Annotated in this window: 23 protein-coding genes; 6 read left to right on the top strand and 17 right to left on the bottom strand. The window is 44.7% G+C overall.

What is annotated here, in order from left to right; all coding sequences use genetic code 11:
• Positions 1-242: 242 nt before the first annotated feature.
• Entirely contained in the window at positions 243-1205 is a 963-nt protein-coding gene (locus tag FIV04_RS20605) for an NAD(P)H-dependent oxidoreductase (protein WP_152470340.1), read from the bottom strand.
• Positions 1206-1355: 150 nt separating this feature from the next.
• Between FIV04_RS20605 and FIV04_RS20600 the strand changes: the two genes are divergently transcribed.
• Positions 1356-2255: a LysR family transcriptional regulator gene (locus FIV04_RS20600; RefSeq protein WP_152470339.1), complete on the top strand. Its 900-nt coding sequence runs from the start codon at positions 1356-1358 to the stop codon at positions 2253-2255.
• Positions 2256-2260: 5 nt separating this feature from the next.
• Here FIV04_RS20600 and FIV04_RS20595 read toward each other — a convergent pair whose 3' ends face one another.
• From FIV04_RS20595 to FIV04_RS20580, 4 genes are all read right to left on the bottom strand, one after another.
• Entirely contained in the window at positions 2261-2866 is a 606-nt protein-coding gene (locus FIV04_RS20595; protein WP_152470338.1) for a glutathione S-transferase family protein, read from the bottom strand.
• Positions 2867-2949: 83 nt separating this feature from the next.
• Entirely contained in the window at positions 2950-3456 is a 507-nt protein-coding gene (locus FIV04_RS20590; RefSeq protein WP_152470337.1) for a DUF2059 domain-containing protein, read from the bottom strand.
• Positions 3457-3780: 324 nt separating this feature from the next.
• Positions 3781-4299, bottom strand: a complete 519-nt coding sequence (locus tag FIV04_RS20585) for an NUDIX hydrolase (protein ID WP_150897263.1) — start codon at positions 4297-4299, stop codon at positions 3781-3783.
• A gap of 197 nt (positions 4300-4496) precedes the next feature.
• Positions 4497-5429, bottom strand: a complete 933-nt coding sequence (locus FIV04_RS20580) for an exopolyphosphatase (RefSeq protein ID WP_152470336.1) — start codon at positions 5427-5429, stop codon at positions 4497-4499.
• Positions 5430-5668: 239 nt separating this feature from the next.
• On the opposite strand from FIV04_RS20580, the gene FIV04_RS20575 reads away from it, so the two are divergent.
• On the top strand, positions 5669-5923 hold the full coding sequence (locus FIV04_RS20575) for a DUF333 domain-containing protein (protein ID WP_032550303.1): 255 nt from the start codon (positions 5669-5671) through the stop codon (positions 5921-5923).
• A 227-nt stretch (positions 5924-6150) separates the two neighbouring features.
• Positions 6151-6840 (top strand): hypothetical protein, encoded by a 690-nt coding sequence (locus FIV04_RS20570; RefSeq protein WP_152470335.1) that lies wholly within the window; start codon positions 6151-6153, stop codon positions 6838-6840.
• A gap of 4 nt (positions 6841-6844) precedes the next feature.
• On the opposite strand, the gene FIV04_RS20565 is transcribed toward FIV04_RS20570, so the two are convergent.
• Positions 6845-7708 carry a YdcF family protein gene (locus FIV04_RS20565; protein WP_152470334.1) on the bottom strand — a complete coding sequence of 288 codons (864 nt, stop codon included), beginning with the start codon at positions 7706-7708 and terminating at the stop codon, positions 6845-6847.
• 308 nt (positions 7709-8016) lie between these two features.
• On the opposite strand from FIV04_RS20565, the gene FIV04_RS20560 reads away from it, so the two are divergent.
• From FIV04_RS20560 to FIV04_RS20550, 3 genes are all read left to right on the top strand, one after another.
• Positions 8017-9387, top strand: coding sequence for an L-serine ammonia-lyase (locus FIV04_RS20560; RefSeq protein WP_150897258.1), 1371 nt, complete (start codon positions 8017-8019; stop codon positions 9385-9387).
• Between the two features lie 410 nt (positions 9388-9797).
• The gene (locus FIV04_RS20555) at positions 9798-11276 is read left to right on the top strand and encodes a peptide MFS transporter (RefSeq protein WP_152470333.1); all 1479 of its coding nucleotides are present in this window, start codon (positions 9798-9800) and stop codon (positions 11274-11276) included.
• A 227-nt stretch (positions 11277-11503) separates the two neighbouring features.
• Positions 11504-12289: a siderophore-interacting protein gene (locus FIV04_RS20550; protein WP_152470332.1), complete on the top strand. Its 786-nt coding sequence runs from the start codon at positions 11504-11506 to the stop codon at positions 12287-12289.
• A gap of 97 nt (positions 12290-12386) precedes the next feature.
• On the opposite strand, the gene gntR is transcribed toward FIV04_RS20550, so the two are convergent.
• From gntR to FIV04_RS20495, 11 genes are all read right to left on the bottom strand, one after another.
• Entirely contained in the window at positions 12387-13388 is a 1002-nt protein-coding gene (gntR, locus tag FIV04_RS20545; RefSeq protein ID WP_152470331.1) for a gluconate operon transcriptional repressor GntR, read from the bottom strand.
• A gap of 146 nt (positions 13389-13534) precedes the next feature.
• Positions 13535-15028, bottom strand: a complete 1494-nt coding sequence (gene gndA / locus FIV04_RS20540) for an NADP-dependent phosphogluconate dehydrogenase (RefSeq protein ID WP_152470681.1) — start codon at positions 15026-15028, stop codon at positions 13535-13537.
• Between the two features lie 29 nt (positions 15029-15057).
• Positions 15058-15564 carry a gluconokinase gene (locus FIV04_RS20535; RefSeq protein WP_152470330.1) on the bottom strand — a complete coding sequence of 169 codons (507 nt, stop codon included), beginning with the start codon at positions 15562-15564 and terminating at the stop codon, positions 15058-15060.
• A gap of 85 nt (positions 15565-15649) precedes the next feature.
• Positions 15650-16972: a TRAP transporter large permease subunit gene (locus FIV04_RS20530; RefSeq protein WP_150868667.1), complete on the bottom strand. Its 1323-nt coding sequence runs from the start codon at positions 16970-16972 to the stop codon at positions 15650-15652.
• Positions 16965-17522 carry a TRAP transporter small permease subunit gene (locus FIV04_RS20525; RefSeq protein ID WP_032550293.1) on the bottom strand — a complete coding sequence of 186 codons (558 nt, stop codon included), beginning with the start codon at positions 17520-17522 and terminating at the stop codon, positions 16965-16967. Before FIV04_RS20525 ends, FIV04_RS20530 begins: the two co-directional genes overlap by 8 nt.
• 85 nt (positions 17523-17607) lie before the next feature.
• Complete coding sequence (locus FIV04_RS20520) at positions 17608-18624, bottom strand: TRAP transporter substrate-binding protein (RefSeq protein WP_032550292.1); 1017 nt, start codon at positions 18622-18624, stop codon at positions 17608-17610.
• Positions 18625-18827: 203 nt separating this feature from the next.
• Entirely contained in the window at positions 18828-19730 is a 903-nt protein-coding gene (locus FIV04_RS20515) for an EamA family transporter (protein WP_152470329.1), read from the bottom strand.
• A gap of 101 nt (positions 19731-19831) precedes the next feature.
• Complete coding sequence (gene phnR, locus FIV04_RS20510; protein WP_032550290.1) at positions 19832-20536, bottom strand: phosphonate utilization transcriptional regulator PhnR; 705 nt, start codon at positions 20534-20536, stop codon at positions 19832-19834.
• 77 nt (positions 20537-20613) lie between these two features.
• Positions 20614-22323 (bottom strand): putative 2-aminoethylphosphonate ABC transporter permease subunit, encoded by a 1710-nt coding sequence (locus tag FIV04_RS20505; RefSeq protein WP_172974307.1) that lies wholly within the window; start codon positions 22321-22323, stop codon positions 20614-20616.
• A gap of 20 nt (positions 22324-22343) precedes the next feature.
• Positions 22344-23453, bottom strand: a complete 1110-nt coding sequence (locus FIV04_RS20500; protein WP_152470327.1) for a putative 2-aminoethylphosphonate ABC transporter ATP-binding protein — start codon at positions 23451-23453, stop codon at positions 22344-22346.
• A 282-nt stretch (positions 23454-23735) separates the two neighbouring features.
• Positions 23736-25157 carry an FAD-dependent oxidoreductase gene (locus tag FIV04_RS20495; protein WP_152470326.1) on the bottom strand — a complete coding sequence of 474 codons (1422 nt, stop codon included), beginning with the start codon at positions 25155-25157 and terminating at the stop codon, positions 23736-23738.
• Positions 25158-25296 lie beyond the last annotated feature (139 nt).

Genomic DNA, 25296 nt, shown 5'->3' with positions numbered 1-25296 from the left:
ACCTTGGAATGGATAATATCGATAAATTTCGGGAACGTTACCGAATTTATTAAATTCTGTTATGCGCATCACGATAAAGATAAGAAAGGGAAATATGATTGGTAGCAAGCGCACATAAACCACAGCACAGAAATTCGACACAAACGAAGAAGATTTGCCTTCGTTGATACGCTGGGTGATGTCAGATAATGAAACAAATAGGCCGTTACAGCCCATTTGCTTCATTGAAAATTGATAGAGATTTAACTTACTAGAGGCGTCACCAAGTACTCATGAATCGTTACCTTGCCTTGATCATCTAGAGACAACTGCCATGTTTCATTGACCGAAAGCTCTAATGACTCGCCTTTTAATAACGAGTTTGAGTACGTATCTGCCTTTAGTCGAATTCGTAAATCCAACTGATAGCCCTGTTCTACCTTCTTAATCGCAAGCTGCTCTACATCGTGATCACAATTTGGTTTGAATGTAGCGCGAGCCATCGCGTACCAATCTTCGAACCCTGAGTGACCGATAAACTTACCTTCCGGCATCGTCATCTCAACTTTTTCACTAAGATGCTCCAAGAAGTAATCGCTTTGCTCTGGGAGTTGATCAAATTGACCAAACCACTCTGATACGAAGCGGTGCAGGCGAGCTTCGTCAGACTCTGTTACTTGGCGAATTGAGGCAATCAGTCGCTCTGCATGGTCATTCGCTCGCGCTTGTACCTCTTCTAACTCGTTGTATACATTTGGAATGTATACCATTCGGTGAGTGTATACTGGCTTATTGTATTTCACGCCAGCAAGGTACGCTGTTTGCTGCAGAGGGAACACGAGCTGCTCGATAGTGAAATGGTTATAACCCAGTGGATCATAAGACTCAGACGGACCACCAACAGTGAAAGATAAGAAAAATTCTTTACCTTTTAACTTGTCACCTTCAGGGCCGTAGGCAAAGTTAAACGCCATAACATCGTCCAGCCACTTTTTCATCAGAGCTGGTACAGAGTACCAGTAGAATGGAAACTGAAGGACGATCACATCCGCTTCAATAAGCGCCTGCTGTTCAGCTTCTACATCGATCTTGTAGTCCGGATAAAGCGTATCTAAACGACGTACAGACACGTCATCCAGGCCATTTTGCAAAGCATCAAGAATAACTGTGTTTGTGTACGACTCTTCTAAATTCGGGTGACCCGAAATAACAACTGTTTTGCTCATATTCATTTTCTTCATCGTCATTGGTGGATGAGCAAATCATACGTGTCGCTATTGTTTATTTTTAGAGGCTTAATGTTTAATTAACTATTAGGTAGAAACTAACAAACAACTAAAATAGAATAGATCTGATATGAATGTAGGAGACAACTAATGAAGGGAACAACGTATAATCAACTACTTATGTTTCATGCGATTGCGCGAGAGGGGTCAATCTCGGGCGCAGCAAGGCAGTTAGAGGTTGCTCCCCCCTCGGTTAGCCAAGCACTCAAGTCTCTTGAGAGTGAGCTAGGATTGCCACTATTCACCCGTACCACGCGTCGTGTCGAACTCACAGAGGCAGGCCATGCACTTTATGAAAGAACTTTGGATGCCATCAGCGATCTCTCGTTTGCTGTCGAAAGCGTTGCAGATCTAAGTAGAACTCCGTCAGGGCGTGTCTCAATCACCGTTCCCAGATTCGTCTATCAGTACTTGCTTGAGCCAATATACGCGGAATTTTGCCAGCGCTTTCCTGAAATACAGTTGGAAATCTCTATCTTTGATGGAACGGTCGATATTCTCAAAGAGGGTATGGATCTGGGAATTCGTTTTGGTGACAAGGTCGAAGAAGGTATGATCGCCAAGCCACTAACTCCAAACTTTAAAGAAGCCGTGTTCGCTTCCCCTGCTTATATCGCTGCTTTCGGAATGCCGAAGAGCATCAGTGAGCTGTCACAACATAGACAAATCCAGTATCGCTTTATTACTTCAAAGAAAGTGGCGCCTCTGCCCATGATCGACAATGGTAATACTGTCCATGTGAAAATCCCGACAGCTCTTACCGTGAACGACACTGACCTCATGGTTGACGCGGCCAAAAAAGGATTGGGGATTGGGCGTATTATCTCACCAATGGTTGAGCCTCTGTTCAAGTCAGGCGAGTTAATTCCTGTCTTAGAAGAGCATTGGGGAGATACTGCAGGACTCTATCTCTATTTCCATAGAAACACACAAAAAGCCCGCCGAGTACGCGTATTGATCGACTTCTTGTATGAAAAGATCACCCAATAGGCCGCTTAATCGAGCCTTGTTGGCTCCGCGTTTGCAATGCGTTCGATACCTCTCAAATTATTCAAATGAGAGTCATAAAAAGAGATAGGCGCAGAGCCGTGTTGTAGCGCCTTTTTATAGATAGAAGCGATGAAAATATCCGCCAGAGTGAATTGACGGCCAATCGCAAACCTTGAGTCTAAGCAGATCGACGGTCTCAGCTTATCAAGACTTCGAGTGATCCATTCTCCGCGCAGTGCTCGTTTCGAATCTTCCTCAAGTTCGGCCCTCAAGAAACGCAACACCGTGCGATTTTGTGGAGAGTGTATGGTCGAGTTAACGAACTCACACACCCGACGCACGTCAGCTCTAACCAAAGGCTCGTTTCCCAGCAAAGTACGGCCGTCAAATGCCTCTTCGACGTACTCGATAATGGCCATTGATTCGGAGAGCACCACCCCATCGACAGAAAGTGAAGGCACATATCCAAACGGATTGATCGCCAAGTAGCTCGTTTGTAACTCTTGTGAGGTCACTTCTACCCTATTGTATGGAATACCTTTGTAGTTCAGTGCCCACTCCACTCGTTCAGAGCTGTTCGACCCAGCGGCACTGTAGAGAACCAAATCCATATGACCTCCTAGCTATTTCCGGCGTAGTTTCGATACCTACCAAAAGTTTCACTCTCTTGGCGATCAATTCAATGCAGAAGTTATTATTGAGTCTGCTTTTCTTGCTTGCGGTGCTCTTTCAGGTTTTTGTGAAACTCTTCCGTAAGCGCTTGAATTTTTGGCATCACTCGCTGTGCTAATGCTTGACTTGTTACCATCGACTCTTGCATCACAACAGGCATTTTACTCAGGATGCTTTGACCCGTTTCTGAACGATAAAACTCTAACATTGCGGTGATCTCTTCTTCAGAAAAATGTTTGTTGTAGATGTTGACCATCATCGGTTCAAACTGCTCCCAGCTCAACTCGGCTTGCATAATCGCAAGCACCTCTTGATGATATTCTTCAAAGAGAGGACGTTCAGACTCAGAGACCTCCAACTGTGTGTGCATACTACCGATCATATTATTTATCTGGATGTTCATCGAATCTAGCATCTCATCTAAATTCATAACCTCAACTAACGCATCCACTTTTTCTGCCTTGGAAAGATCACTCGCTGATAAATGCAACGGCAATAACAACATTAACGCAATAACGACTTTTTTCATTTTATTCTCTCTCAATATGCAATAACGCATAACCCTAACGGTACTAACCAAAATTTCTTGACGAAAAACATCCCTTTGTTACCGGATGATTTTCACTTAATTCATTGACATAAAAGGCAATATTGAGAACTTATATCATTTGACGTTATAAAATCGAGCAAATATCGCTAAACATTACAAATATGCGACATGAGGAGTAAGAGAACAGAGATTGGAGGAGTTCAGGAGATAGACTGGAAGACAATAAGAAGGGTTGGGACACAATAAAAAAGGTAGTAATGTGTGGGGCAGCACTGATACTGCTACCCCAAGTAAGCTTGTGAATTACAGCATCTCTTTAGCAACCAAATGCAATAGAAAGGTCTCGCGCTCAATGCTCATGCCTTTCTTAGGGCTTTCTGCCATGGTTTTTTCGTTATGGGCGATAGCGTCATGGATGTTGATCCACACCGGCTTCATTCCGTTCTTAACTTCATAATCTTCGTACGCTGTATCACCCAATTCACTATCTATTTTACAGGTGTAACAGTAGGAGATCATGTGCATGATATCGGCATCATCTTTATACCAAGGACGAAACTCCTCAAAAATACCAAATGGTTTAATGCCATGAATATTCTGAGCTCCCGTCTCTTCTTGCAGCTCACGAACCATACCCGCAATAACGTCCTCACCTTCATCTAAGCCGCCCCCAGGAATGGTGTAGTCGTGGTAACGCTCTGTATATAGCATCAGAATGTTCTCACCATCCAACACAATTGCACGAGCGGCGTTACGCTTGTACACAGTTTGGTTATCTAAGTGCTCAATGTCAGGGTGAATCGTTGTTTTTAGGTGTCTCATTGTCGTTATAGCTCTGCAAAATTTGGCGGCATCATATCACAATCACCAATAGATTGAATTCGAGCATATGATTCGATGCTTAACAATGCCAAAGCTTATAAACATTAAAGTCTCTCAAATGAAAAAAGCCTTACATGTTTACCCTTGTCGAGTTCCATGTAAGGCTTTCACAATCAGCGTACTGCTTTCACACAGACTTAACCGTCTGCAGTAATCACTTCAATCAGAGCTTGTTGAACCTGAGCCGCTTCATCAATCGCAATCTGGCAGGTACCAGCTGCGATATGACCGCCACCACCATATTGCAGCATCAATTCACCTACATTGGTTTTAGAACTGCGATCGAAGATAGATTTACCAGTCGCAAATACAATATTCTGCTTCTGGAAACCCCACATCTTATGAATCGAGATATTGCACTCTGGGAACAGCGCATAAATCATAAAACGGTTACCCGCGTAAATGGTTTCTTCTTCAGTAAGATCGAGGAACACCAGATTTTGATGGACCTGCGCACAGCGGGTCACCTGTTCCTTAAACTTCTGCTCATGTTCACGATATAGGTCGATACGCTCCTTCACGTCAGGCAGTTCGAGGATCTGGTCAATCGTATGGTTCTTACAGTAATCAATCAGGTCCATCATCAAGGCGTAGTTGGAAATTCGAAACTCACGGAAACGACCAAGACCAGTACGCGCGTCCATCAGGAAGTTGAGTAAGTTCCAACCTTGCGCATCTAACACTTCATCTTTGTTGAACTGTGCTGAATCGCCTTTATCAACCGCTTCCATCATCTCTTGCCACTCTTCAGGGAAGGTCGCAAGACCACCATAATGATCCCAAACAACACGCGCAGCTGAAGGCGCATCAGGGTCGATAATATGGTTAGTACGCTCACCCGTATTACGAATGGTTTCAGAAAGATGGTGGTCAAAAGTCAGATATGACGAAGGAACGTAAGGCAAGTTGGTGACAATATCGTTCTCAGTGATCTCAATGATGCCGTCTTGCATATCTTTTGGATGAACAAATTTGATGTCATCAATGAGGTCTTGTTGCTTTAAAAGTACGGCACACACAAGGCCATCAAAGTCACTACGGGTAACGAGTCGGTATTTTTGGTCTGACATTTTCATTCCTTTGTCATCAAACATATTAAGTTAAGATAACCGCACAGAATATCTATAATCAAGCCATTCACTTAACCCATATGCAAGCAATATAAGTAAGCTTGATCCAACACTCAAAATAGCTCTAAATCTGTCGGATTATCATACTAATTCAACCTGTTGCTTAAATAATCACGGATTTTTCCTGATTCTAAAATATACTCATTAAAAGAGCTTCCTAACCTTGCTAAGGAGATAGCATGAAAACAATTGGCTTGATGGCAATGTTCACTTTGGTTTTAGGGGGTTGTGCGAGCGAGTACGACCAATACAGTGAGTCAGAACGAGTTTCAGTGGCTAACCCTGCTGCCGTGTACTGTGTTCAACAGGGAGCAGAGCTTGACACCGTGACAGAAAATGAGCAGCGCACGACTTACTGTGTCTTTGAAAACGGCGACCGTGTTGAGCAATGGGAATATTATCGCCAAAACCACGAGCAAAAGGCTGAAAGCTAACACCTCTATCTCAAGTGGCCAGGATGCCACTTGAACACTCCCTCTTATCTTATTGATAAATAAAGACTACCTTATAAACAGATCTGTTTTATTTTTACTGTAAGCCTTTGCTTTTACAGTACGCACCGCAAATGAACAGTGTTTTATTTCTGACATTCCTCTGACATTGGCGCTCTTGCGACCTATAAAATGTGCTCTGTGTTACATTTATTTACAGATAGTTCATTATGAAAAGCCAAACCAAAAACAGCGACCAAAGCTCGATGTCTCTAGAGATCCCTGAATTCAATATCTCTCAATCGACGTCTCAAGTGATTTTCAAGCGCTGCCAAACCGCGCTTATCGTTCTTGCCATCGGTATCATCGTCAACCTAGCGCTACGTATTGATTACGTCTTAATCGGTGGTGAGTTGAGTGAACTGTCTGTCACTGAAGTCCTAGAACAGTTACTACTATTAACCTCTTCACTGTCATTCTTATATATGGCGAAGCACACCAGCCAAATTAAGCATGCCGCCTTGTTAATGAGCGCGTTTTTTGCCGTGATGTTGATACGCGAATTGGACTTTTGGTTTGATATGATTACTCACGGGGCATGGGTCTATCCAGCAATCTTGGTTGCCGGTAGCGCTATTTTTTACGCCATCAAAAATGGCAAACAAACGCTCGATCAAATTGCGTATATCCTAGCCTCGCCACACATGAACCTATTAATTACTGGTGTGATGCTACTGCTTGTGTTCTCTCGTCTGTTTGGCATGGGCAGCTTTTGGCACAACATTATGGGCGCTGACTATGTGCGTGAAGTCAAAATCATCGCTGAGGAAGGCACGGAGCTATTGGCTTACTGTTTGATTGCCTTTGCTAGCGTTAAAACCGTCAACGGTTTCAGAAACAAGGCAAAGCAATCGTCATAATCGATTAGCGCCACCAGCGAGTATCCAGATCTTGTTCTGGATCGAGATAACGGTTCAGTAAAGTCAGGTTGGTATCCAGCAATGCGAGGTACTCCCTGACTTTTTCTTTGTCCGTTCCTACAGGCGTCTCTTCGATACAATTGAGTAATAGAGGCAACAAAGAATTTAGCAAACTAAACTGACCGCTCTCTGAGAGTTGTGTCGCTTTGTCGATCGCTTCTAGCCCCAACTGAGCAGGTATTTTACGAGTCTGCTGTTCTTGCCCAACAAAACGCCCTGCTACTGTGCCTTCAAGGTAAACTCGGTAAGTCGTTAGACTGTCAGTCAATAGAAAGAGCTGACCTTGTACGGTCGTGTGTGGATAAGGCACCACAACATGCTGATCGATGTCTCGTCCAATATTGAGAGACACACCCAATTGCCCACAACGCTCTTCAAGCACCTTAAGCAATCCTTGCGCATCCATTAATGATTGGATTTCAAAAATGCGCTGCAAGTGGTAATCATTGGACACAAATATCACATTCAACTGCTGACCATTCTCAAACAGGCCGCTTTCGATAAGTTCCAACGCCAAATTTTGGATGTTCTCCATGGTATTGGTTGATTTTTTCTCTAATAGCCTCGCTTGAATGCTCAAAGGTGATTCAAGCTGACTCTCGAGTTGCAAGAAGTACTCATACATCACTTCGGCTTCAGACAGAGTTTGTCCCGGTGTTACACCACCACAAAACGCGACCGCTACTTCGTCATTTGAGCGACTTACCAGATAATCGATGGCAGCTTCAACTCTCCCCTGTCCTTCTGCAGTCAATTCATTCTTATTTAGCCGTTTACCCAGAACAACTACAAGGTTTTTAATGCTCATTTAATGTACAAGTCTCGTTTTCGCAATTAGATAGAGTGAATTATGTATACAATAGTTGTTAACAAAAGTATTTTTAAATTCTCATGAGTTGCTCGCAATAACGCTCTCTATTGATGGCAACTTTATAGGTAGTCAACCGTGTAGCAGTGAGAAGAGGAAATTATCACCTTTTCCCTGACACATGGAACAAATGCCCATGAGTATAAAACATAACAATATCATTCATACACTATGCTCATAAGAAGCGAGGTATGTAAAAACAGTTACATCAGAGTTCGCACGAAGCGAACCCTTCACAGGAAGTTATTATGCTGTCTATTTTTGATATCTATAAGATTGGCGTTGGTCCATCCAGCTCGCATACCAATGGACCAATGATCGCAGGGTTTCAGTTTACTCAAAAAATCGCCTCTAAACTGGAAGAAGTGGCGAGAGTGCAAATTGACCTTTATGGTTCTCTTTCCCTAACAGGTAAAGGGCACCACACCGACCGCGCTACGATTTTGGGTCTATTGGGTAATAAGCCTGACACGATTAAAATCAGCAGTGCCAATCAAGCGATGCAAAAAGCCATTGAAGATAAGAGCCTTGCCGTTAGTGGTCACCATAACGTTCATTTCGACGTTGAGACCGATATGCTGTTTCACACCACCAACCTACCCCTACATGAAAATGGCATGACCATCTCTGCATTTAACGCAGATGGCACACTGCTCGATATGGAAACCTATTACTCGATTGGTGGCGGCTTCATTGCCACAGAAGACGAGCTCCAAAACGGTAAGCAAGAGCAAGAAACACAGGTTGAATTTCCCTTTAGCTCTGCAGATGAATTGCTTGCTCTAGCTGACCAAAATGGTCTGAGCCTAGGCGGTTTGGTGTTGCGTAACGAAACCTCATTCCAAGACATGGAAGCGATCAATCAGCGCACAGAGCAGATTTGGAAAGTGATGTCACTCTGTATGGAGCGTGGCTTTGAAACTGAGGGGATTCTTGACGGTGGCCTTGAGGTAACTCGACGCGCTCCTGCCCTACTGAAAAAGCTGGAAGCCAATGCCGCGATTGAAAACGATCCGATGGAGATCATGGATTGGATTAACCTGTTTGCTTTCGCAGTAAGCGAAGAGAACGCTGCTGGTGGCCAAGTAGTTACCTCACCAACAAATGGTGCTGCAGGCGTTATCCCAGCCGTTCTGATGTACTACCATCGCTTTATCAAAGAGCTCGATACTAAACAGCTTAAGGACTTCCTTGCAGTATCTGGTGCGATTGGCATCTTATACAAAACCAACGCTTCCATTTCTGGCGCTGAAGTAGGCTGCCAAGGTGAAGTTGGTGTTTCTTCTTCAATGGCGGCTGCAGGCCTTACTGCACTACGTGGTGGTAGCAACGAGCAAATCTGTATTGCCGCTGAAATCGCCATGGAGCACTCGCTAGGCATGACCTGTGACCCAATTGGTGGCTTGGTGCAAGTTCCGTGTATCGAGCGTAATGCAATGGGTGCAATGAAAGCGATCAACGCCTCTCGAATGGCATTGAAGCGTACCAGCAAGTGTTTAATATCTTTGGACAAGGTGATCGAAACCATGTACCAAACCGGCAAAGACATGAACAAAAAGTATCGCGAAACGTCTTTAGGTGGTCTAGCTGTGATTCATATGGCGCCACCGTGTGAATAAATAACTTTGATGGTCAGCCTCATTAACCTGAATTGAAGCGACACCTCACAACGGTAAACTAAGTTTCCAAATTTAAAACAAAGCCAGCCTCCGAGCTGGCTTTTTGTTCACTTGGAAACACCTTTTTATAAATCACTACCACTCTTTGTGAAATGCATACGGTTAATCCATAACCAAATTCCCTTTATTAACTGGGGACTTAGATTGAAACCGCTTTCAAGTAGTGAGACACCGCCCTGCGCAATCTTACCTTGCAATTTTCATTCATGAAAAATATCAATGCCAACATAAGAAAAGGTACGGCGAGTTAAAGCTCTAATGAGACAAATGTTTCATTTTATGTCTTGCTAGTAATGATATTATAATTAGGTGATTACACTATATCTAAATATAAATGCGAGAAGAAAATAATGTGGAATAGATTAAATAAATCAATGATGTTCTGCCAAATGATGTTTGGATTATCATTCTATGGCGTACTCGTTAGCTTAACCCGTTTCTTCCTTGAAGACCTAAACTACAACGAAGCAGATACGATGATGATCGTGGGTGCCTTTTCCGCGATCGGTCCTCTATTTGCTATCGCTGGTGGCTTCATTGCCGATAAATTCCTTGGTGCTTACCGCTCTCTTACCATCAGTTTCTTAGCATTCGCGTCTGGTTACGTACTTTTAGTTCTAGGCGCTTCGGCAACCAACGTTCCTCTTTCTATGTGCGGTATCGCACTAGCAAGTTACGGTCGTGGTTTGATGTCACCATCTTACCCAAGCCTATACAAGCGTACGTTCAACTCTCAAGAAGACTTTGAGAAAGGCTACCCGATCAACTACTCAATCAACAACGTGGGTGCTTTCCTAGGTCAATACCTATTCCCAATGATCGTGCTGGTTATTGGCTTCCACGGTGGCTTCGCTATCTCGGGCATTATGGCTGCAGCTGCACTTGGTATGCTTCTCATGAGTCGCAAAGGCCTTGTTGAAGTCGGTGCAGAGTTAGACCAAAAGCCAGTTCCAGCAAAAAACTGGGCAATGTTTGGTGCCCTTTCAATTGCGATGATCGGTCTTGTATTCTTCATGTTCTCTAACATGGACGTTGGCCAAAACATCGTTTACGCAATCGGCGGTGCGGCTATCCTTTACTTCGTTTCTCTGATGTTCAAAGCGAGCAAGGCAGAGTCTCTGAAGATGGGTACTATCCTAATCATCACGTTCTTAACCACATGTTTCTTCGTGTACTACGGTCAAATGATGACTTCGATGAACATGGTTGCGATCAACACGCTTAAAGGTTCTCTATTCGGTTTCATTCCACTTGAGCCTGAAGCGGCAATGGCGATGAACCCTCTATGGTGTATGGTTGGTGGCCCTATCGTTGCTGGTTTCTTCGGTATGCTAGAAAAGCGCGATATTCACCTATCTACAGCGACTAAAGTGGCACTGGCTTTCGTACTAACAGCGATTGCATTTGGTATCCTAACATTCGCTGTAACAACAGTTGGTGAAGACGTAATTATCCGCCCAGAGATTTTCCTAGCGATTCACTTCTTCCAAGCAATTGCAGAAGTTATCGTAGGTTCTATGGTTGTTGCCTTCATCCTATCTGTAGCACCTAAGCACATCGAAAACTTCTCTGTAAGTCTATTCTCTGTTGCTATCGCCCTATCTGGTATCGTTGGTGCCGTATTCTCTACGTCAATCGCGTTAGAGAAAGGCCAAGAGATCACTCAAGAGATCGTTCAAACGGTTTACGGTGACTACTTCCAGCTTCTAACAGTACTAGCGGTTGTGATGGTTGCCATCGCAATGGCGGCGTCGTTTGTTATTCGTAAGATGCTAGACGCAGCTAAAAATGCAGAGCAAGCGGTTAAGCTAGAAGAAGCAAATAGCTAATTCCACTCACCAGCCTGCACAGTAATTACTTTATGTAATTACGCCACTAACGCCCTAATACCTGATTAGGGCGTTTTTTATTTCCCCTCATTACTCACGCCTTTCTCTTGCAAATAAGTTTATGCTAAAAATGCATGACGTAAATTCATGTAAATGATAACCATTACTATTGAGTCGTTTAGTGAAGGCTACTATGATAGTTAGCTTATAGAGAAAGAGAGTCCATTATGAGTAAGCCAAGTCCTATCCAAGTTACTGTTACAAGTACCAAAACCATCACACCAAACATGCAACGCATCACCTTAAGCGGTGACGGTCTAAGTCGCTTTCCTAATGATTGTGAAGGTGGTTACATCAAGTTGATGTTTAATGAGTTGGGTGGAACAGATTTGACGACTCTTGAGCAGGGCAAACGCCCAACCATGCGAACTTACACGATTCGCGAGTTCAACCCAGACGTGCCTTCAATTGAAGTCGACTTTGTTCGCCACAACACCGTTGACCTACAGTGTGGCTTCGCAGCTCGTTGGGCAATGAACGTGCAAGAAGGTGAAACGATCACCATTGGTGGTCCGGGCCTTATTCAAGGCTTAAACAAAGACGCTGATTGGTTTTTCTTGGCCGCTGATATGACTTCACTACCTGCTCTTTCTGCAAAAGTGAAAAGCCTACCGCGTGATGCAAAAGGTTATGCTGTTATTCAAATCAAATCAGATCAGGACAAGCAGCCATTGGACGCACCAAGTCAGCTTGAGATCATCTGGTTGATAGAATCAGAACAAGCATCATCACTGTCCGATAAGGTTCAAGAGCTCACTTGGCTTGAAGGTACTGCAGCAGTATGGACAGCGTGTGAATTCGAGAACATGCGTGCACTACGTCAATACTTCCGTAATGAGAAGGAAGTGGCTAAAGAGAACATCTACATCAGCAGCTACTGGAAACGTGGTGTGAGTGAAGATGGCCATAAAGTGTTAAAGCAAGAAGACGCGAAAGCGCAAGCCGAGGCTTAAATTCCGATTTTCGATTTTGGTGACTAGCAGCCTGAACATAAAAAACGCCCTTAACCGAGAACGGTAAGGGCGTTTTTTTAATGATTAGAATAAGCAGTTAGATACTTTCGCCAAGCTCAATGGCGTAACCTAAGTCCAGCTTAGCCGTCCAATCAGTTCTGCCTTGCAAACGCGAAACGATTTGCTCAGCAGCGACCTTCCCTATCTGCTCCCTTGGAGTTATCACCGTTGCTAAACGCGGTGTCATGGTCATCGTAATATCATGGCCATGAAAGCCCGCAATCGCCATCTGTTCAGGTACTTGAATACCACGGCGAACACATTCGTAAAAGGCACCGATTGCCAAGTCATCGTTGGTACAGAAGATGCCGTTAGCCTCAGGGTGCGTTTCTAGCAGCTCGCCAAGCAGCTTTGCACCTAAAGTAAATGAGGAAGCGTCTTCGGTTTGAATCGTCAGTGGCGTGAGTGCGTGTTCTTCCATTGCATGCTCATAACCCGCCATCTTCAAGCGAGTACGCTCGTCCATTCGAGCCGCAAGATACGCGATATTTTGACGGCCTCGGGTAATCATCACTTTGGTCATTTCTCTCGCGGCGTCAAAGTTATCAAAACCGACAGCTTGCTCGATGCGCGGTGACACCGAGTCCATAATCTCAATAACTGGAATTGATGCAGTTTGCAGCATCTTACGAGCTCGTTCTGTATGAACATTTTCAGAGAGGATGATCGCATCTATATTGTAAGACAGCAGTGATGCGATACTCTGCTCTTCAAGTTCCTCGCTATAACCATAGTGAGCAATCATAGTTTGATAGCCCGCGGGCGCTGTGACTTGTTCTATCCCACGAATGACCTCGGCAAAAACTTGGTTTGTTAACGACGGGACTAACACACCGATGGCATTACTTTTTGCGTTTGAGAGGATATCTGGGGCGCGGTTTGGGATGTAACCCAGCTCTTCAACCGCTGAATTGATTTTGTCTCGTAGTGCTTCAGAAACCTGTGAAGGGTCTCGTAAACAGCGACTTACGGTCATCTTGGTGACGCCAACTAGATTGGCAACATCTTGTAACGTAGGGCGTTTTTTCTTATTTGACATAGTAAATTAGTTATTATTTTTATTGATTATGTTACTGGTAACAGTGTATCCAACTGACTTAGGATTTGAAGCCTTATCTAACGAAATGTTGATGTAGTACCACAAACAAAAACGTCCCCATAATGAGGACGTTTAAATGGTGAGAACTAAGCTTCAACTTCTACGCGTGGTGTTTCACTCCAAGTTATATGAAACTTATTTTGCTCATCGCTATCAACGCGCGAATAGGTGTGAGATCCAAAGTAGTCGCGTTGTGCTTGAAGCAGATTAGCCGGTAGTACTTCACAGCGAAGTGAATCGAAATAGCCCAAAGCAGAGCTAATAGCCGGCATAGGAACACCGGTTAATGCCGAGTTTGCAACGACTGCACGCCAACCACAAGAACGTTCATGAACCTCTTCAACAAAACGATTTGCGAATAGCAAGTTGCTCAGCTCAGCATCGCTTTGGTATGCCTTAGTGATGTCTTGTAAGAACACTGCTCGAATAATACAACCTGCACGCCAAATCTTAGCAATATGAGCAAAATCGAGGTCCCAACCCTCTTTGATTGAGGTTGCTTTCATTAAGTCAAAGCCTTGCGCATAAACCGAAAGCTTAGCGCAGTACAGTGCATCATGTAGCTCTTCGATAGTCTCTTGTTTGGCCTTGCCGCAGTTTGGTTGGACGTGCGTTCGCAACACCTTCGCACCCTGTACTCGTACCGCTTTCTGGCTACTTTGAGCGCGAGCGAATACCGCTTGAGCAATGGTTGGTGCTGGCGCCCCTTCCTGAAGACTATTCACTGCCGTCCAAAGCCCCGTGCCTTTCTGTCCTGCTTTATCAAGCACCACTTCAACAAACGGCTTCTGTGTTGTTGGATCTAACGTCTGTAAAATATCAGCACTGATCTCCATCAGATAGCTGTTCAGTACGCCTTGGTTCCACTTGGCAAAGACTTCACCAATTTCTTGTGCTGACATAGCCAACACATCAGACATAAAGTGGTAGACCTCACAAATGAGCTGCATGTCCGCATACTCAATGCCGTTATGCACCATTTTCACATAGTGACCAGCACCGGCGGGGCCTAGGTAAGCCGCACAAGGCTCACCCTTCTCGAATTGACCAACAGGCAAACCATTTTCGTCAACCTTAGCTGAGATAGCTTCCCACATTGGTTGAACGTAATTCCAAGCCTCTTTGTCACCGCTAGCCATCAATGCAGGGCCTGTACGCGCCCCGACTTCGCCACCAGATACCGCCGTTGAGAAGAATCGTAGTTTGCCACGATATTGCAACTCACGAGCTTCTGTATCGGTCCAAAGGCTGTTACCCGTATCAATAACAATATCGTCTTGCTCAAGGCCAGCTGCTAACAGATCGTCAATCACTGCCTCAACAATGCTGCCAGCAGGGACAGACAAGGCAATCACGCGCGGCTTAACCAGAGAGTCGAGAACTTGGTTCAGGTCAGCGGCTTTAAAGAAGCTACCTTTATCGACTTTTTGCGCGAGTTCTTTTGCTTCTGATTCAGCACGCTCACGATGTGCTTCACTTATATCAAAGCCAGTCACGTTGAAGCCTTGGTCGAGTAGATTCAGCGCAAGGCTTTTGCCCATAACACCGAGGCCAATCATCGCAATGTTGGATTGAGACATACTTGACTGAGAAAGATCTGAAGTACTCACTAGTTATTCTCCTCAAGCTGCTTAATTGCTCGTAGCGCATCAGCAACCACACCTTGGACGTCTTGTGAAATATCGATAAACAGCGCCTCACTTTGTTGTGGCTCAACCAATGCTTCAAACTGACTCTTTAACATCGCTTCGCCGTTGAAATAGTGATTTTCACGCGACTTATGACGATTCCAAATAGTGTCAAATGAGCCTTGTAAGTAAACGATCACTAACTCTTGATTGTTGTTTCGCAGAATGTCACGGTACGCTGGTTTTAGCGCTGAGCAAGCAATCACTGCAGCTTCATTCTCTACGTAAACCTTGTTTAGAGTTTCCAACCAACCTTGGCGGTCATCGTCGTTTAAAGGAATGCCTTCTGCCATCTTGTCCACATTTGATTGTGGGTGGTAATCATCACCATCATGAAAAGGCAGATTTAGAGCGTTAGCAATTTCGCTACCAATCAAGCTTTTACCGCAGCCTGAAACGCCCATTACTAAGATTTTTTTCGCTTTCATTGGACAATACTATCCTTAGCCTCCAACTCACACTGGAGGCTGTCTATATAATCTGGGGATTCTTTAGGTCTTTAAAAGAGGTGGATTATTTCCACCACATCGCGAGCTCTGGGAATGCAATCACCATCCCGAGTACCAGAACCTGTAGGCCGATGAATGGCAGTAGTGAACTGAAGATCTCGCCCAAGCTGATGTCTTTCGGTGCCACCGATTTCAGGTAGAAGGCTGCTGGGCCAAACGGAGGTGATAGGAATGACACCTGCATGTTTAGACAGAACACCACACCGAACCATACTGGGTCGTAACCAAGACTTGTGATGATTGGTACGAATATAGGCATCGTTAGAAGCGCTACACCAACCCAGTCAAGGAACATACCTAGAACCAATAGAATAACCATCATGATAAGCAGTGTTGCAAGCGGACTACCGCCACTTAGGCTTAGAATCACCTCTTCAACAAAGTCGATACCGCCCATTAGGTTGTAGATACCAACCAGCGCGCTTGCACCGATACCGATCCACATGATCATGCCGCAGGTACGCATCGTTGCGATGGCACTCTCTTTGAGCATATTGAAGTTAAGCTCACCACGAATCGCAGCGGAAATCATGATACCCACAACACCCAAAGCCGACGCTTCTGTTACTGACGCGATACCTGTATAGATACTGCCCAGAACGGTTGCTACTGATAATAGTGGGAAGAACAGCGCCTTGAAGTAGCTCGGTTGATTTGCCATGTCTTCTTCGATCTCTTCATCACTTGGAATTGGAGCCAAAGAAGGGTTTAACTTACAACGAATTAGAACATAACCGATGTAGCAGCCAGCTAGGATAAATGCCGGAAGGAATGACGCTTTAAACAGGTCACCAATTGATACACTTGCTGTCATACCGTAAATGATAAGTACGATAGATGGTGGCAGCATGGTACCGAGTGCGCCACCCGCACAAGTTGTACCGATAGCTAACTTACGGTCATAACCAAGACGCAGCATCTGTGGCAGTGCCAAAATACCCAGCAGTACTGTCTCACCACCGATAACACCTGACATTGAAGCAAGCAATACCGCAACCAAGAGAGTCTGTACGGCAACGCCACCACGAACTCTGCGGCCTACCGACTTCATTGCGTCAAACAGGTCGCGAGCAATGCCTGAACGGTCAAGCAGAGCAGCCATCAATACAAACATCGGAACCGCGAGGAATACATAACCTGATGCAAAGCTGTAAGTACGGCTAGCAATTAAAGGCAGTGCGTCTGGACCAAACCAAAACAGTGTGAAAAAGATGGCAACGAAACCTGTTACGAATGCCAGTTGCATACCCGTAAGTAGCAAGCCGATCATCATAACCAGCATGAGGATACTGCCCCATGCGATGCCAATAGAAGATAAATCAAACATCGTCTTTCTTCCCTAGCCCTACAATCTCTTGGATTAGGTGCAATACAAACTGGACAACAAGAATACAAAGACAAACAAAGATGATGCCTTTAAGAAGCGCTGGGTACGGAGCATTCAGTACCGAGCCTGATGTTTCAAGACGAAGGTCACCCCAGGGTGTAAACCAAGACTCTTGAACCATAAAATAAGAGGCGTAAGCCAACATACCAGCAAACGCTAAGCCCACTAAGTGGTGAACTAGGTTTAGGTATTTTCGAGTTTGAGAAGAAACTGAATCATAAATAAGAACAACTCGAACATGTTTGTTAGCAGCAAAGGCGTAAATACCGCCCACGATAAATAGCGAGCCACCAACAAAAGAAGCGGTTTCGTGCACCCAAGTAGTTGGGGCATCGAACGCATAACGCATCACCACTTCGTAAAAAGAGATCAATACAGTGAAGATGAACAAACCGCTTAGAACATTGCTGACCTTGATTATTGCGCGGTCGAGAATGTTTCTTGGTTGCTCTTCTTGCTCTTGGGGCGCATGAGGCGTTTTATCTGTCATAACGTACTACTCAAAAAAAACGGAGGGCAATTGCCCTCCAAAAGAGAAGCTAAAATAGGTATTTAGCCTGGATAATCGTTGTGAATTAAAGTAGACCGTTTGTCTCTAGGAAGCCAGTTACAGAGTCGTATACTTTCTGTGCATTTGGAGAACGTTCAGCAAATACTTTCCATTGACCTTTTGCGATTTCACGGAACTTCTTACGTTCTTCGTCAGACCAATTGTGAATCGTGATTTCTGGGTTTGCTTGCGCTTCTTTCACTGCTGCTTGGTCAGCCATTTTCAACTGAGTTGTCATGTCGTAAGAGAAGTCACGAACAGACGTTTGCAGAATAGTTTGTAGATCCGCAGGCATTTTGTCCCACTTCTTCTGAGAGATAGAGATGTCGATCAGAGGAAGAGAGTGGAAACCCGGTTGAACTGGGTGTGTTGCGATGTCGTTCATGCCCGCTTTTTGGTTAGTAGAGAATACTGTGTAGTCAGCCGCATCAATAACGCCTTTGCTTAAGCCAGTAAATACTTCAGAACCTGGTAAGTTAACTGGTGTCGCACCTGCCGCTGCAAATACTTGTTGCACTAGACCTTCAGGAGCTCGCAGTTTAAGACCTTTAAGATCATCAACACCGTCTACTGGTACTTTCGAGATGAACGACTCAACACCCGTAGTCGAAGCACCAACAAACTTAACGCCGTAAGGAGCGTAAAGCTCAGTCATTAGCTCGTTACCACCGCCGTAGTTCATGTATTGCAGCAGTTGTGTTGTATCAGACCAAGCACCAACCATGTTACCAATAAGACCGAATGCTGGATCTTTACCAGAGAAGTAACCTGTTGCAGTTACTTGGCCATCAAGGATACCCATTTTGATCGCGCCTAGTGTCTCTGTGTGCTTAACCACAGCACCTACTGGTAGAAGATCGATGTCGATACGACCATTAGACATAGTCTCAACACGCTCAGCCCAGTTCTGTTGAACTTTGAAGTTCAGATCACCAGATGGATCTGAAGATTGAATTTTCAGTTTGAAGTCTGCAGCCATTGCAGAAGTCGCGAATAGACCTGTTAGGGAAGCAGCAATCAGCGTTTTAGTCATAGCTTTCATTCGGGGTATCCTTATGGGTTTCACTTTAATCCGGTTTGTTATTTTATGTTACCGGTAACATTGAGTGCGATGTTACCGGTAACTTTACCAGACTGTCTATGAGAGAGATCACATCTTTAACAACAGTAAAACGTTTGCTATCAATAAGGGAATTGCGTGCGAAAAGTCACACTTTAAGAATGATTGACCATATAATAGTTATTCTAAAACAATGAGATAACCAAACCTGACAGAATAAATAGAACACCTACACCACGAGTTATGTGCCACTTTTCCTTCAAAAAGTAGATCCCCATCACAACACCAAAGATGATACTCACCTGTCTTAGCGCTACCACCAAGCTGACATTTTCAGTCATGGTCATTGCGAACAGAACCAGTCCATAAGTCGCGGCCATCATTACTCCAGCAGTTGCGGCTTTTTTGCGAATTCGCCATGCGTTTACAAACTCGGTACTCTGCTTTGAAAGCAATAACCAAGCACTGAGCGGCAAAGCTATCGCCCAGAACTGCATGCCCAAATAAAAGATAGATGCATCTCTATTTGTTACGCTGTTGGATTCGATGCTGCCGAGCAGCAATAAGGCTTCTTTATCGATGATTGAATAGCCAGTTGTACCAATCGCAGCGATTAGCGCCCAAAGTACACCTAGGTTCAAATAGGCTCGTGGCTTTAGATCTTTGAAGCTCTTAAGGGGCACCACTAAACAACCTAGGGTTATCAGCGCAAACCCAAGCCATTGGTTGTACGTCAATGAATATCCCAACAGCAAAGTACCGAATCCCACCATCAATACCGGCAGTGCACGAGCCATTGGATATATCACGCCGATATCAGCTTGCTTATAAGCAACACCCAACCCCACTAAGTAAATCACTTGGCAGATTCCACTCAGCAGTAACAATTGCCAAAACGGTAAGCCGATATTAGAGAAGCCGACAGTGTTGACGTACCAAATAAGATAAGGGGTGAGCAAAGTGGCAGCAGCAAAGCTCGACGCCAAGAAAAAGGCCGAGCCAGAACTCTGGTTTGATTTGCCCAGTACATTCCAGCCAGCATGAAGTAAAGCTGAAATTATCACTATGACAATGGCGGACAGTTCCATGTTCTTTCCAATTTTAAGGATAAAAAAGGCCTCTATCGTAGAGACCTAAATAAAAGGTTAGCGTAACTAACCTAGAAGCATCGACTCGCTATGCTAGTCTTCTACCGCTCTAGGTGAGCAACAGATTCAATACTGATGGCATCATGTCGCCAATATTCAATATCGCAATCAATCAATTCACCATCTTGGTTGTAATTGATCCTTTCAACTACCATCGCCGGTGAGCCTGATGTCGCTCGAAGTGCCTGAGCCGTCTCTCCAAGCAATGACGTAGTACTCACTCGATAACGGATCGTCTGGTAGACAACACCAAAGTGCTCTCGATAGATATCGGTAAGTGACTTAGAGAGATCATGCTCTAGCAGGTTTGGGAACAACTCGGGACGAATGTAGTTAGTCACATACACCACTGGCCTGTCTTCTAAATAGCGAACTCGGTCGACTCGGTAAACATCAGAGAAAGGCGCCAACTTTAACAATCGAGTCGCCTCTTTCGTCGCCAGTATTCCTTTAGCTGCGATCAACTCCGTCTTAGGTTGACGGTTCTGAGACAATGCCATGTTGGTAAAGTTAAGCGTTTGAGTAGGATCGTAACGCAATGGCTCCGGTGAAATAAACCAACCTCTGCGATCTTCACGATAAATGCGTCCTTCCGCTTCTAATGAAGACAAGGCTTCACGCAACGTAACGCGAGTCGTATCGAAAGACTCTGCTAACTTACGCTCTGCAGGCAGTTTCTGTCTTGGAGAAAGCATCCCCGACTCTATCTGCTCAACAATGACATCTTTAATTTTTACGTACTGCACCAATTTTCCTTTTAATTATTCTTTCTGGTAGCCGCTCCATGGCCACACATATTAATTCTTACTCGCCAAACCACGAATTATCGCTTACGCCAAGCCTGTGTACGCTTCTCAAACAGCTTATTGATAACCAAGTGCACCACTTTCGCACTCGCTGCCGACAGCATAATCATGACCGCCATCGCCGCAGCTGCGCCAGTTTGCCCAGCATCATCCATATTGAGTACCGAGACTGAGGCTGGAATGGTATCCGTTGAATATAGGAATACTACCGCAGAAGTCGTGGTCAATGCATTAATAAACAAGTAAGTCGCGATATCTAATATGGCGGGCAAACATACCGGCACCGTCACTTTAAAGAACAACTTGTATTGAGGAAGGTTGACCGAGGCAGCTGTCGCTTCAATCTCTGCAGGGAGTTGTTTTAGTGCGGTGAGGGCTGTCATATGACCAACCGTGTAATAGTGCACCACGGTATTGATAACAAGGAATGTCATCGTGCCATACAGGAAGTTCAGTGGATTGTTCAGGTCGTTGAAGTAAAAGATATAACCTAAACCTAGAACCATGCCTGGAACTGCCATAGGTACTACGCTCAGCATCTGCATGACTTGGCGAATTGGTGCAAATGCGCGGCCTTTCTCTATGCCGTATGCACCCAGGAAAATCAGTACGGTACCAATAATCGCCGCCCAAGCACCCAGTGTTAGGGAGTTGAAAAATGGCGTCCAACCATAAGTACTCATTTCAACGAAGTTGTAGTTGTTAAGCGTCAGCGCTTTGTTCCAAGGCCAAAACGTCACCATAGAGCCGTAGATCGCCATCCCTAAAACAACCACAACAGCAGCAGAAATCATCAAACAATAGATAAAGCAGACACTGTCTCGAACCATACTAGGTTGTGGCTGATAGGCGACAGAACGAGTATCGAACAAGCTTTTCTGTTTCTTTTGCACCCAGCGATCTACGCCGAATGCTAAAGCCGCTGGTAGTAGTAACAAAATACTGGTAACCGCACCCATTGAGAAGTTCTGCTGGCCAACCACCTGCTTAAAGATGTCAGTGGAAAGAACGTTGTAGCTGCCACCAATTACTTTCGGCACACCGAAATCACACACCACCAGCGTAAACACAACGATGAGTGTACTGATCAAACCGTATTTGGCTGCTGGCAGAGTCACGATGAAAAAAGTTTTGAGAGGTGAAGTATTAAGAGCTCTTGCTGCTTCGTACAAACGAGCATCTGACGTGCGCAATGAGGTTGTCAGGATCATCAGGGCATGTGGGAAGGTCCAAAAAATCAAACCTAATGAGATTCCAATCAAGCCATAAACGGAGTGTCCACCGAGCACTTCTTTAGCGATGCCCTGATTACCGAACAGAAAAATTAAGCTTATCGCAGGGAGCAAAGAAGGCGCTAATATCGGTGCAGAACCGAGTACTTGGAATAACCCTTTCATCGGCATGCAAGAGCGTGTCAAAGCATAAGCATAACCAAATGCCAGCAAGCCTACGACAACTGTCACCAGTAACCCAAGAGTAAATGTGTTACCCACCGATTGCCAAAGACTTGCTGAAGAGAAATAAGTCGCAAAATTTTGTAGGCCAACAAACTCCCCTTCGCCATTCTGAACACTCTTCTTAAGCATCGCCCACAATGGCATCAAGATGAACAGTACCATCACTACAGATAAGAACGCCAACAAGCTGAACAGGATGACATTGTCTTTACTCAGTCGAGCGAGAAGTGGTGTTACGCGCTGCTGAATTCGTCGCTTAGATTGCATCATTTGTGTCGATTCCATGACAATTACGCCGCCTCATCTTTAGATATAAGACGCTCATTGCTTGAGTATGCGCGCAGCCCATCCTGATCGAGCGCCACATAACGAATGTCTCCACGGCGCAGCTTCATTTCATTAAAGGTTTTGACTGGCACATCAACCACAATCTGCTTTGCTCTTGGGTCATGCTGAAGTTCACACTCAACACGATAGAATGCGCCTAGAAACTCGCTCGACACAATACGAACAGGAAGAGATTCACTAAAACGTTCAACGAACTGAAGCTGCTCAGGTCGTATCGCAATATCAAATCGGTCGCCGACGTTCGTATCCAGGTTATCTAACTTTGGCAAGGTTAGAATGGATTCAGCTATACGCATCTTAGAATCCGCAATCACTGATGTTTCAATGAAGTTCATACATCCAACAAACTCAGCGACAAATCGAGTCGCGGGCTTTTGGTAGATCTCTTGTGGCGCCCCAACTTGCTCAATAACACCATGATTCATCACGACAATGCGGTCAGCCATAGTTAACGCTTCGTCTTGATCGTGCGTCACCATGATAGTAGTAATACCGAGTTTTCTTTGTAACTGGCAAATCTCATCTCGTAGATGCGTTCTTACTTTGGCATCCAACGCAGAAAGCGGTTCATCAAGCAGTAGAAGACCTGGAGAAAGTGCTAACGCACGAGCAAGAGCAACTCGCTGCTGCTGACCACCTGATAATTGATTTGGGTATTTCTGCCCAGATCCAGGCAGACCAATAGTCTCAAGCCAGCTTTCAACCGCTTCCAGCGCCTCTTTGTTCGACATACCTTGGTTTTTTAAGCCAATCGCAATGTTCTCTTCTACGGTCAGATTAGGAAAAAGCGCATAAGACTGGAATACGATGCCAAAATCACGTTTCTCAGGTGGAAGAAAGGTTGTATCAACTTGGTTCTGTTCAATACGTCCAGAGGTTGGAAGGTCTAAGCCTGCAATTGCACGTAAAAGGGTCGTTTTTCCGCAGCCAGACGGCCCCAGGAAACAGACAAACTCTCCTTTCTCGATCGACAGAGAGATGTTTTTTAACGCTGTAAATTGACCAAACTGTTTTACAACGTTTTCTATATTCAGATAGGTTGAATTGCTCATTTTCTGCAGCACTCTTTAAATGGTATATACCAAATCTAAGCTCTGAATATTTCAGTTGAGTGACAAATTTATAGAAGCTAAATGACAGTTATATTGCGTTTGTATAACAGTTCGGTTTCGTGATTCTAAAACAAGAGAAACAAGCCAATTTGGTCGTGATAATTCATTTCGAAAATACCAAATCAACCATCGAAACAAATATTCAATACATAATCTTAAACTCGAAAAAGGTAACCATGGTTTTCATCCTTAGTTACCTATCCAACTATAAAATCAATGTGGCTAACCAGTAATTTTATCCGCTTTGCCTGCAGCACCAGCCAACTTGGCCAGTTGCTTGTCTATCCACATCGGCTTTTGACCTACATCTTCTGCGTGTTCTTTTCGACGCACCGCATCGCGCACCATCATCGCTCCTAACCAGCGAAAAGGTTCTGGTGGAAAGTGACCTAGTGGGCCTTTTGTCATGCCACTTCTTGTCCATTCGTTGTCTAACCCCAAAGCCATCGATGAGAGAATTTTTCCACCCATTCGGGTTTGTGCAACGCCGTTGCCTGAGTAGCCGAGACCATAAAAGATGTTCGATTGATTCTCAATGTTACCGAAGAAAGGTAGCCCGGTAACGGAACGATCAGAACCTCCAGACCAACTGTAAGCAAAGTCTTGCTGTTCTAGCTTTGGAAACAAGGTTTGAAATGAGTTTTTAAGCAATGGCAGGTACTGCGTCTGCTGGTTAAACATGTTATCGACTTGATTCAAAAACGAAAACTTATTGCCTCCCTTGCCAAGCATCAACCGGCCATCTCGTGTATCTCGGTAATAATGAACAAAGATCCTCGAATCAACCACAGCTGCACCTTGATCTGGACCATATTCCAAGAGCTTTTCTGGAATCGAGTCAGTAATCACCATATCCGACGAAACAACCACAATACTTCTTTTGAAAGCTTTAAAGTGGTCGAGCATCCATGCATTAAGTGCCAGCACCACTTTATCGGCCGTAACGGTTGCTGAAGGTGTTACGATCTCAGCGGGCTTACCGTAATTCAGCTCAAGCATCGGGGTATTTTCGTAAACCTCGACACCTAACTTAATAGCAACCTGGCGGAGACCTCGTGCTAACAATGCCGGTTGAACACTACCGGCCGCTTCGGAATAGTAACCTTCGATGTGACGCTCTGATCCCGCCTGACGACTTAGGTTATCACCACACTCCTGCCAGCTGTTGATTCCCTGCTTTTTCAGTTCACTAACAACAGGGGCCATGCCGCCTCTCTGTGCTTGGTTCGTCGCCGTATAATAGGCACCACTGCGATAAAGGTGAGCGTCAATATCATGCTCTTTACAAAACAATTCTATTTCAAAAATCACCTTTTCAGACTGCTCCACCAGCCATTTTGCTTGTTGCTCTCCGTAAAGGCGTTTTAAAGTTGGGAACTTAGTGGACCAAGTGAGCATACACCCACCATTAGCACCCGATGCGCCACTGCCGCACAAACCTTTTTCAATAACTACAACTCGCGCTTCTGGCTGTTGCTGTTTAATTAAAATAGCGGTCCATAACCCAGTGTACCCACCACCAACAATAGCGATGTCTGTTTCGATATCTTGTGTCAGTGGTTGACCAGCATCACTTGGCGGAGTGTCCTGACCAAACTCCTGTTGCAAGGCTTGTTTGAACCAGTATGAGTAGTGTTTTGACATAAAAGAGTTACCTAGCGAAATCGACACCAAAATACGCGGTGTGATTAATATTGAGGATTATTAGAGAGCGAGCATTAAAGGACTGCTCTGATTGATCAAAAAAGGAAGACCTAAGCCTTCCTTTGATTTAGAGGGGTAA

It is taken from the genome of Vibrio sp. THAF190c (assembly GCF_009363355.1).
GTDB classification, from domain to species: Bacteria; Pseudomonadota; Gammaproteobacteria; order Enterobacterales; family Vibrionaceae; genus Vibrio; species Vibrio fortis_A.
The sequence above is the reverse complement of the archived record's forward strand: the minus strand, read 5'-3'. Positions and strand labels throughout refer to the sequence as shown.

Coding starts and splice junctions, on each gene's coding strand:
- FIV04_RS20605 (WP_152470340.1), bottom strand. CDS start 1,205: ATGAGCAAAACAGTTGTTATTTCGGGTCACCCGAATTTAGAAGAGTCG.
- FIV04_RS20600 (WP_152470339.1), top strand. CDS start 1,356: ATGAAGGGAACAACGTATAATCAACTACTTATGTTTCATGCGATTGCG.
- FIV04_RS20595 (WP_152470338.1), bottom strand. CDS start 2,866: ATGGATTTGGTTCTCTACAGTGCCGCTGGGTCGAACAGCTCTGAACGA.
- FIV04_RS20590 (WP_152470337.1), bottom strand. CDS start 3,456: ATGAAAAAAGTCGTTATTGCGTTAATGTTGTTATTGCCGTTGCATTTA.
- FIV04_RS20585 (WP_150897263.1), bottom strand. CDS start 4,299: ATGAGACACCTAAAAACAACGATTCACCCTGACATTGAGCACTTAGAT.
- FIV04_RS20580 (WP_152470336.1), bottom strand. CDS start 5,429: ATGTCAGACCAAAAATACCGACTCGTTACCCGTAGTGACTTTGATGGC.
- FIV04_RS20575 (WP_032550303.1), top strand. CDS start 5,669: ATGAAAACAATTGGCTTGATGGCAATGTTCACTTTGGTTTTAGGGGGT.
- FIV04_RS20570 (WP_152470335.1), top strand. CDS start 6,151: ATGAAAAGCCAAACCAAAAACAGCGACCAAAGCTCGATGTCTCTAGAG.
- FIV04_RS20565 (WP_152470334.1), bottom strand. CDS start 7,708: ATGAGCATTAAAAACCTTGTAGTTGTTCTGGGTAAACGGCTAAATAAG.
- FIV04_RS20560 (WP_150897258.1), top strand. CDS start 8,017: ATGCTGTCTATTTTTGATATCTATAAGATTGGCGTTGGTCCATCCAGC.
- FIV04_RS20555 (WP_152470333.1), top strand. CDS start 9,798: ATGTGGAATAGATTAAATAAATCAATGATGTTCTGCCAAATGATGTTT.
- FIV04_RS20550 (WP_152470332.1), top strand. CDS start 11,504: ATGAGTAAGCCAAGTCCTATCCAAGTTACTGTTACAAGTACCAAAACC.
- gntR (WP_152470331.1), bottom strand. CDS start 13,388: ATGTCAAATAAGAAAAAACGCCCTACGTTACAAGATGTTGCCAATCTA.
- gndA (WP_152470681.1), bottom strand. CDS start 15,028: ATGTCTCAATCCAACATTGCGATGATTGGCCTCGGTGTTATGGGCAAA.
- FIV04_RS20535 (WP_152470330.1), bottom strand. CDS start 15,564: ATGAAAGCGAAAAAAATCTTAGTAATGGGCGTTTCAGGCTGCGGTAAA.
- FIV04_RS20530 (WP_150868667.1), bottom strand. CDS start 16,972: ATGTTTGATTTATCTTCTATTGGCATCGCATGGGGCAGTATCCTCATG.
- FIV04_RS20525 (WP_032550293.1), bottom strand. CDS start 17,522: ATGACAGATAAAACGCCTCATGCGCCCCAAGAGCAAGAAGAGCAACCA.
- FIV04_RS20520 (WP_032550292.1), bottom strand. CDS start 18,624: ATGAAAGCTATGACTAAAACGCTGATTGCTGCTTCCCTAACAGGTCTA.
- FIV04_RS20515 (WP_152470329.1), bottom strand. CDS start 19,730: ATGGAACTGTCCGCCATTGTCATAGTGATAATTTCAGCTTTACTTCAT.
- FIV04_RS20505 (WP_172974307.1), bottom strand. CDS start 22,323: ATGATGCAATCTAAGCGACGAATTCAGCAGCGCGTAACACCACTTCTC.
- FIV04_RS20500 (WP_152470327.1), bottom strand. CDS start 23,453: ATGAGCAATTCAACCTATCTGAATATAGAAAACGTTGTAAAACAGTTT.
- FIV04_RS20495 (WP_152470326.1), bottom strand. CDS start 25,157: ATGTCAAAACACTACTCATACTGGTTCAAACAAGCCTTGCAACAGGAG.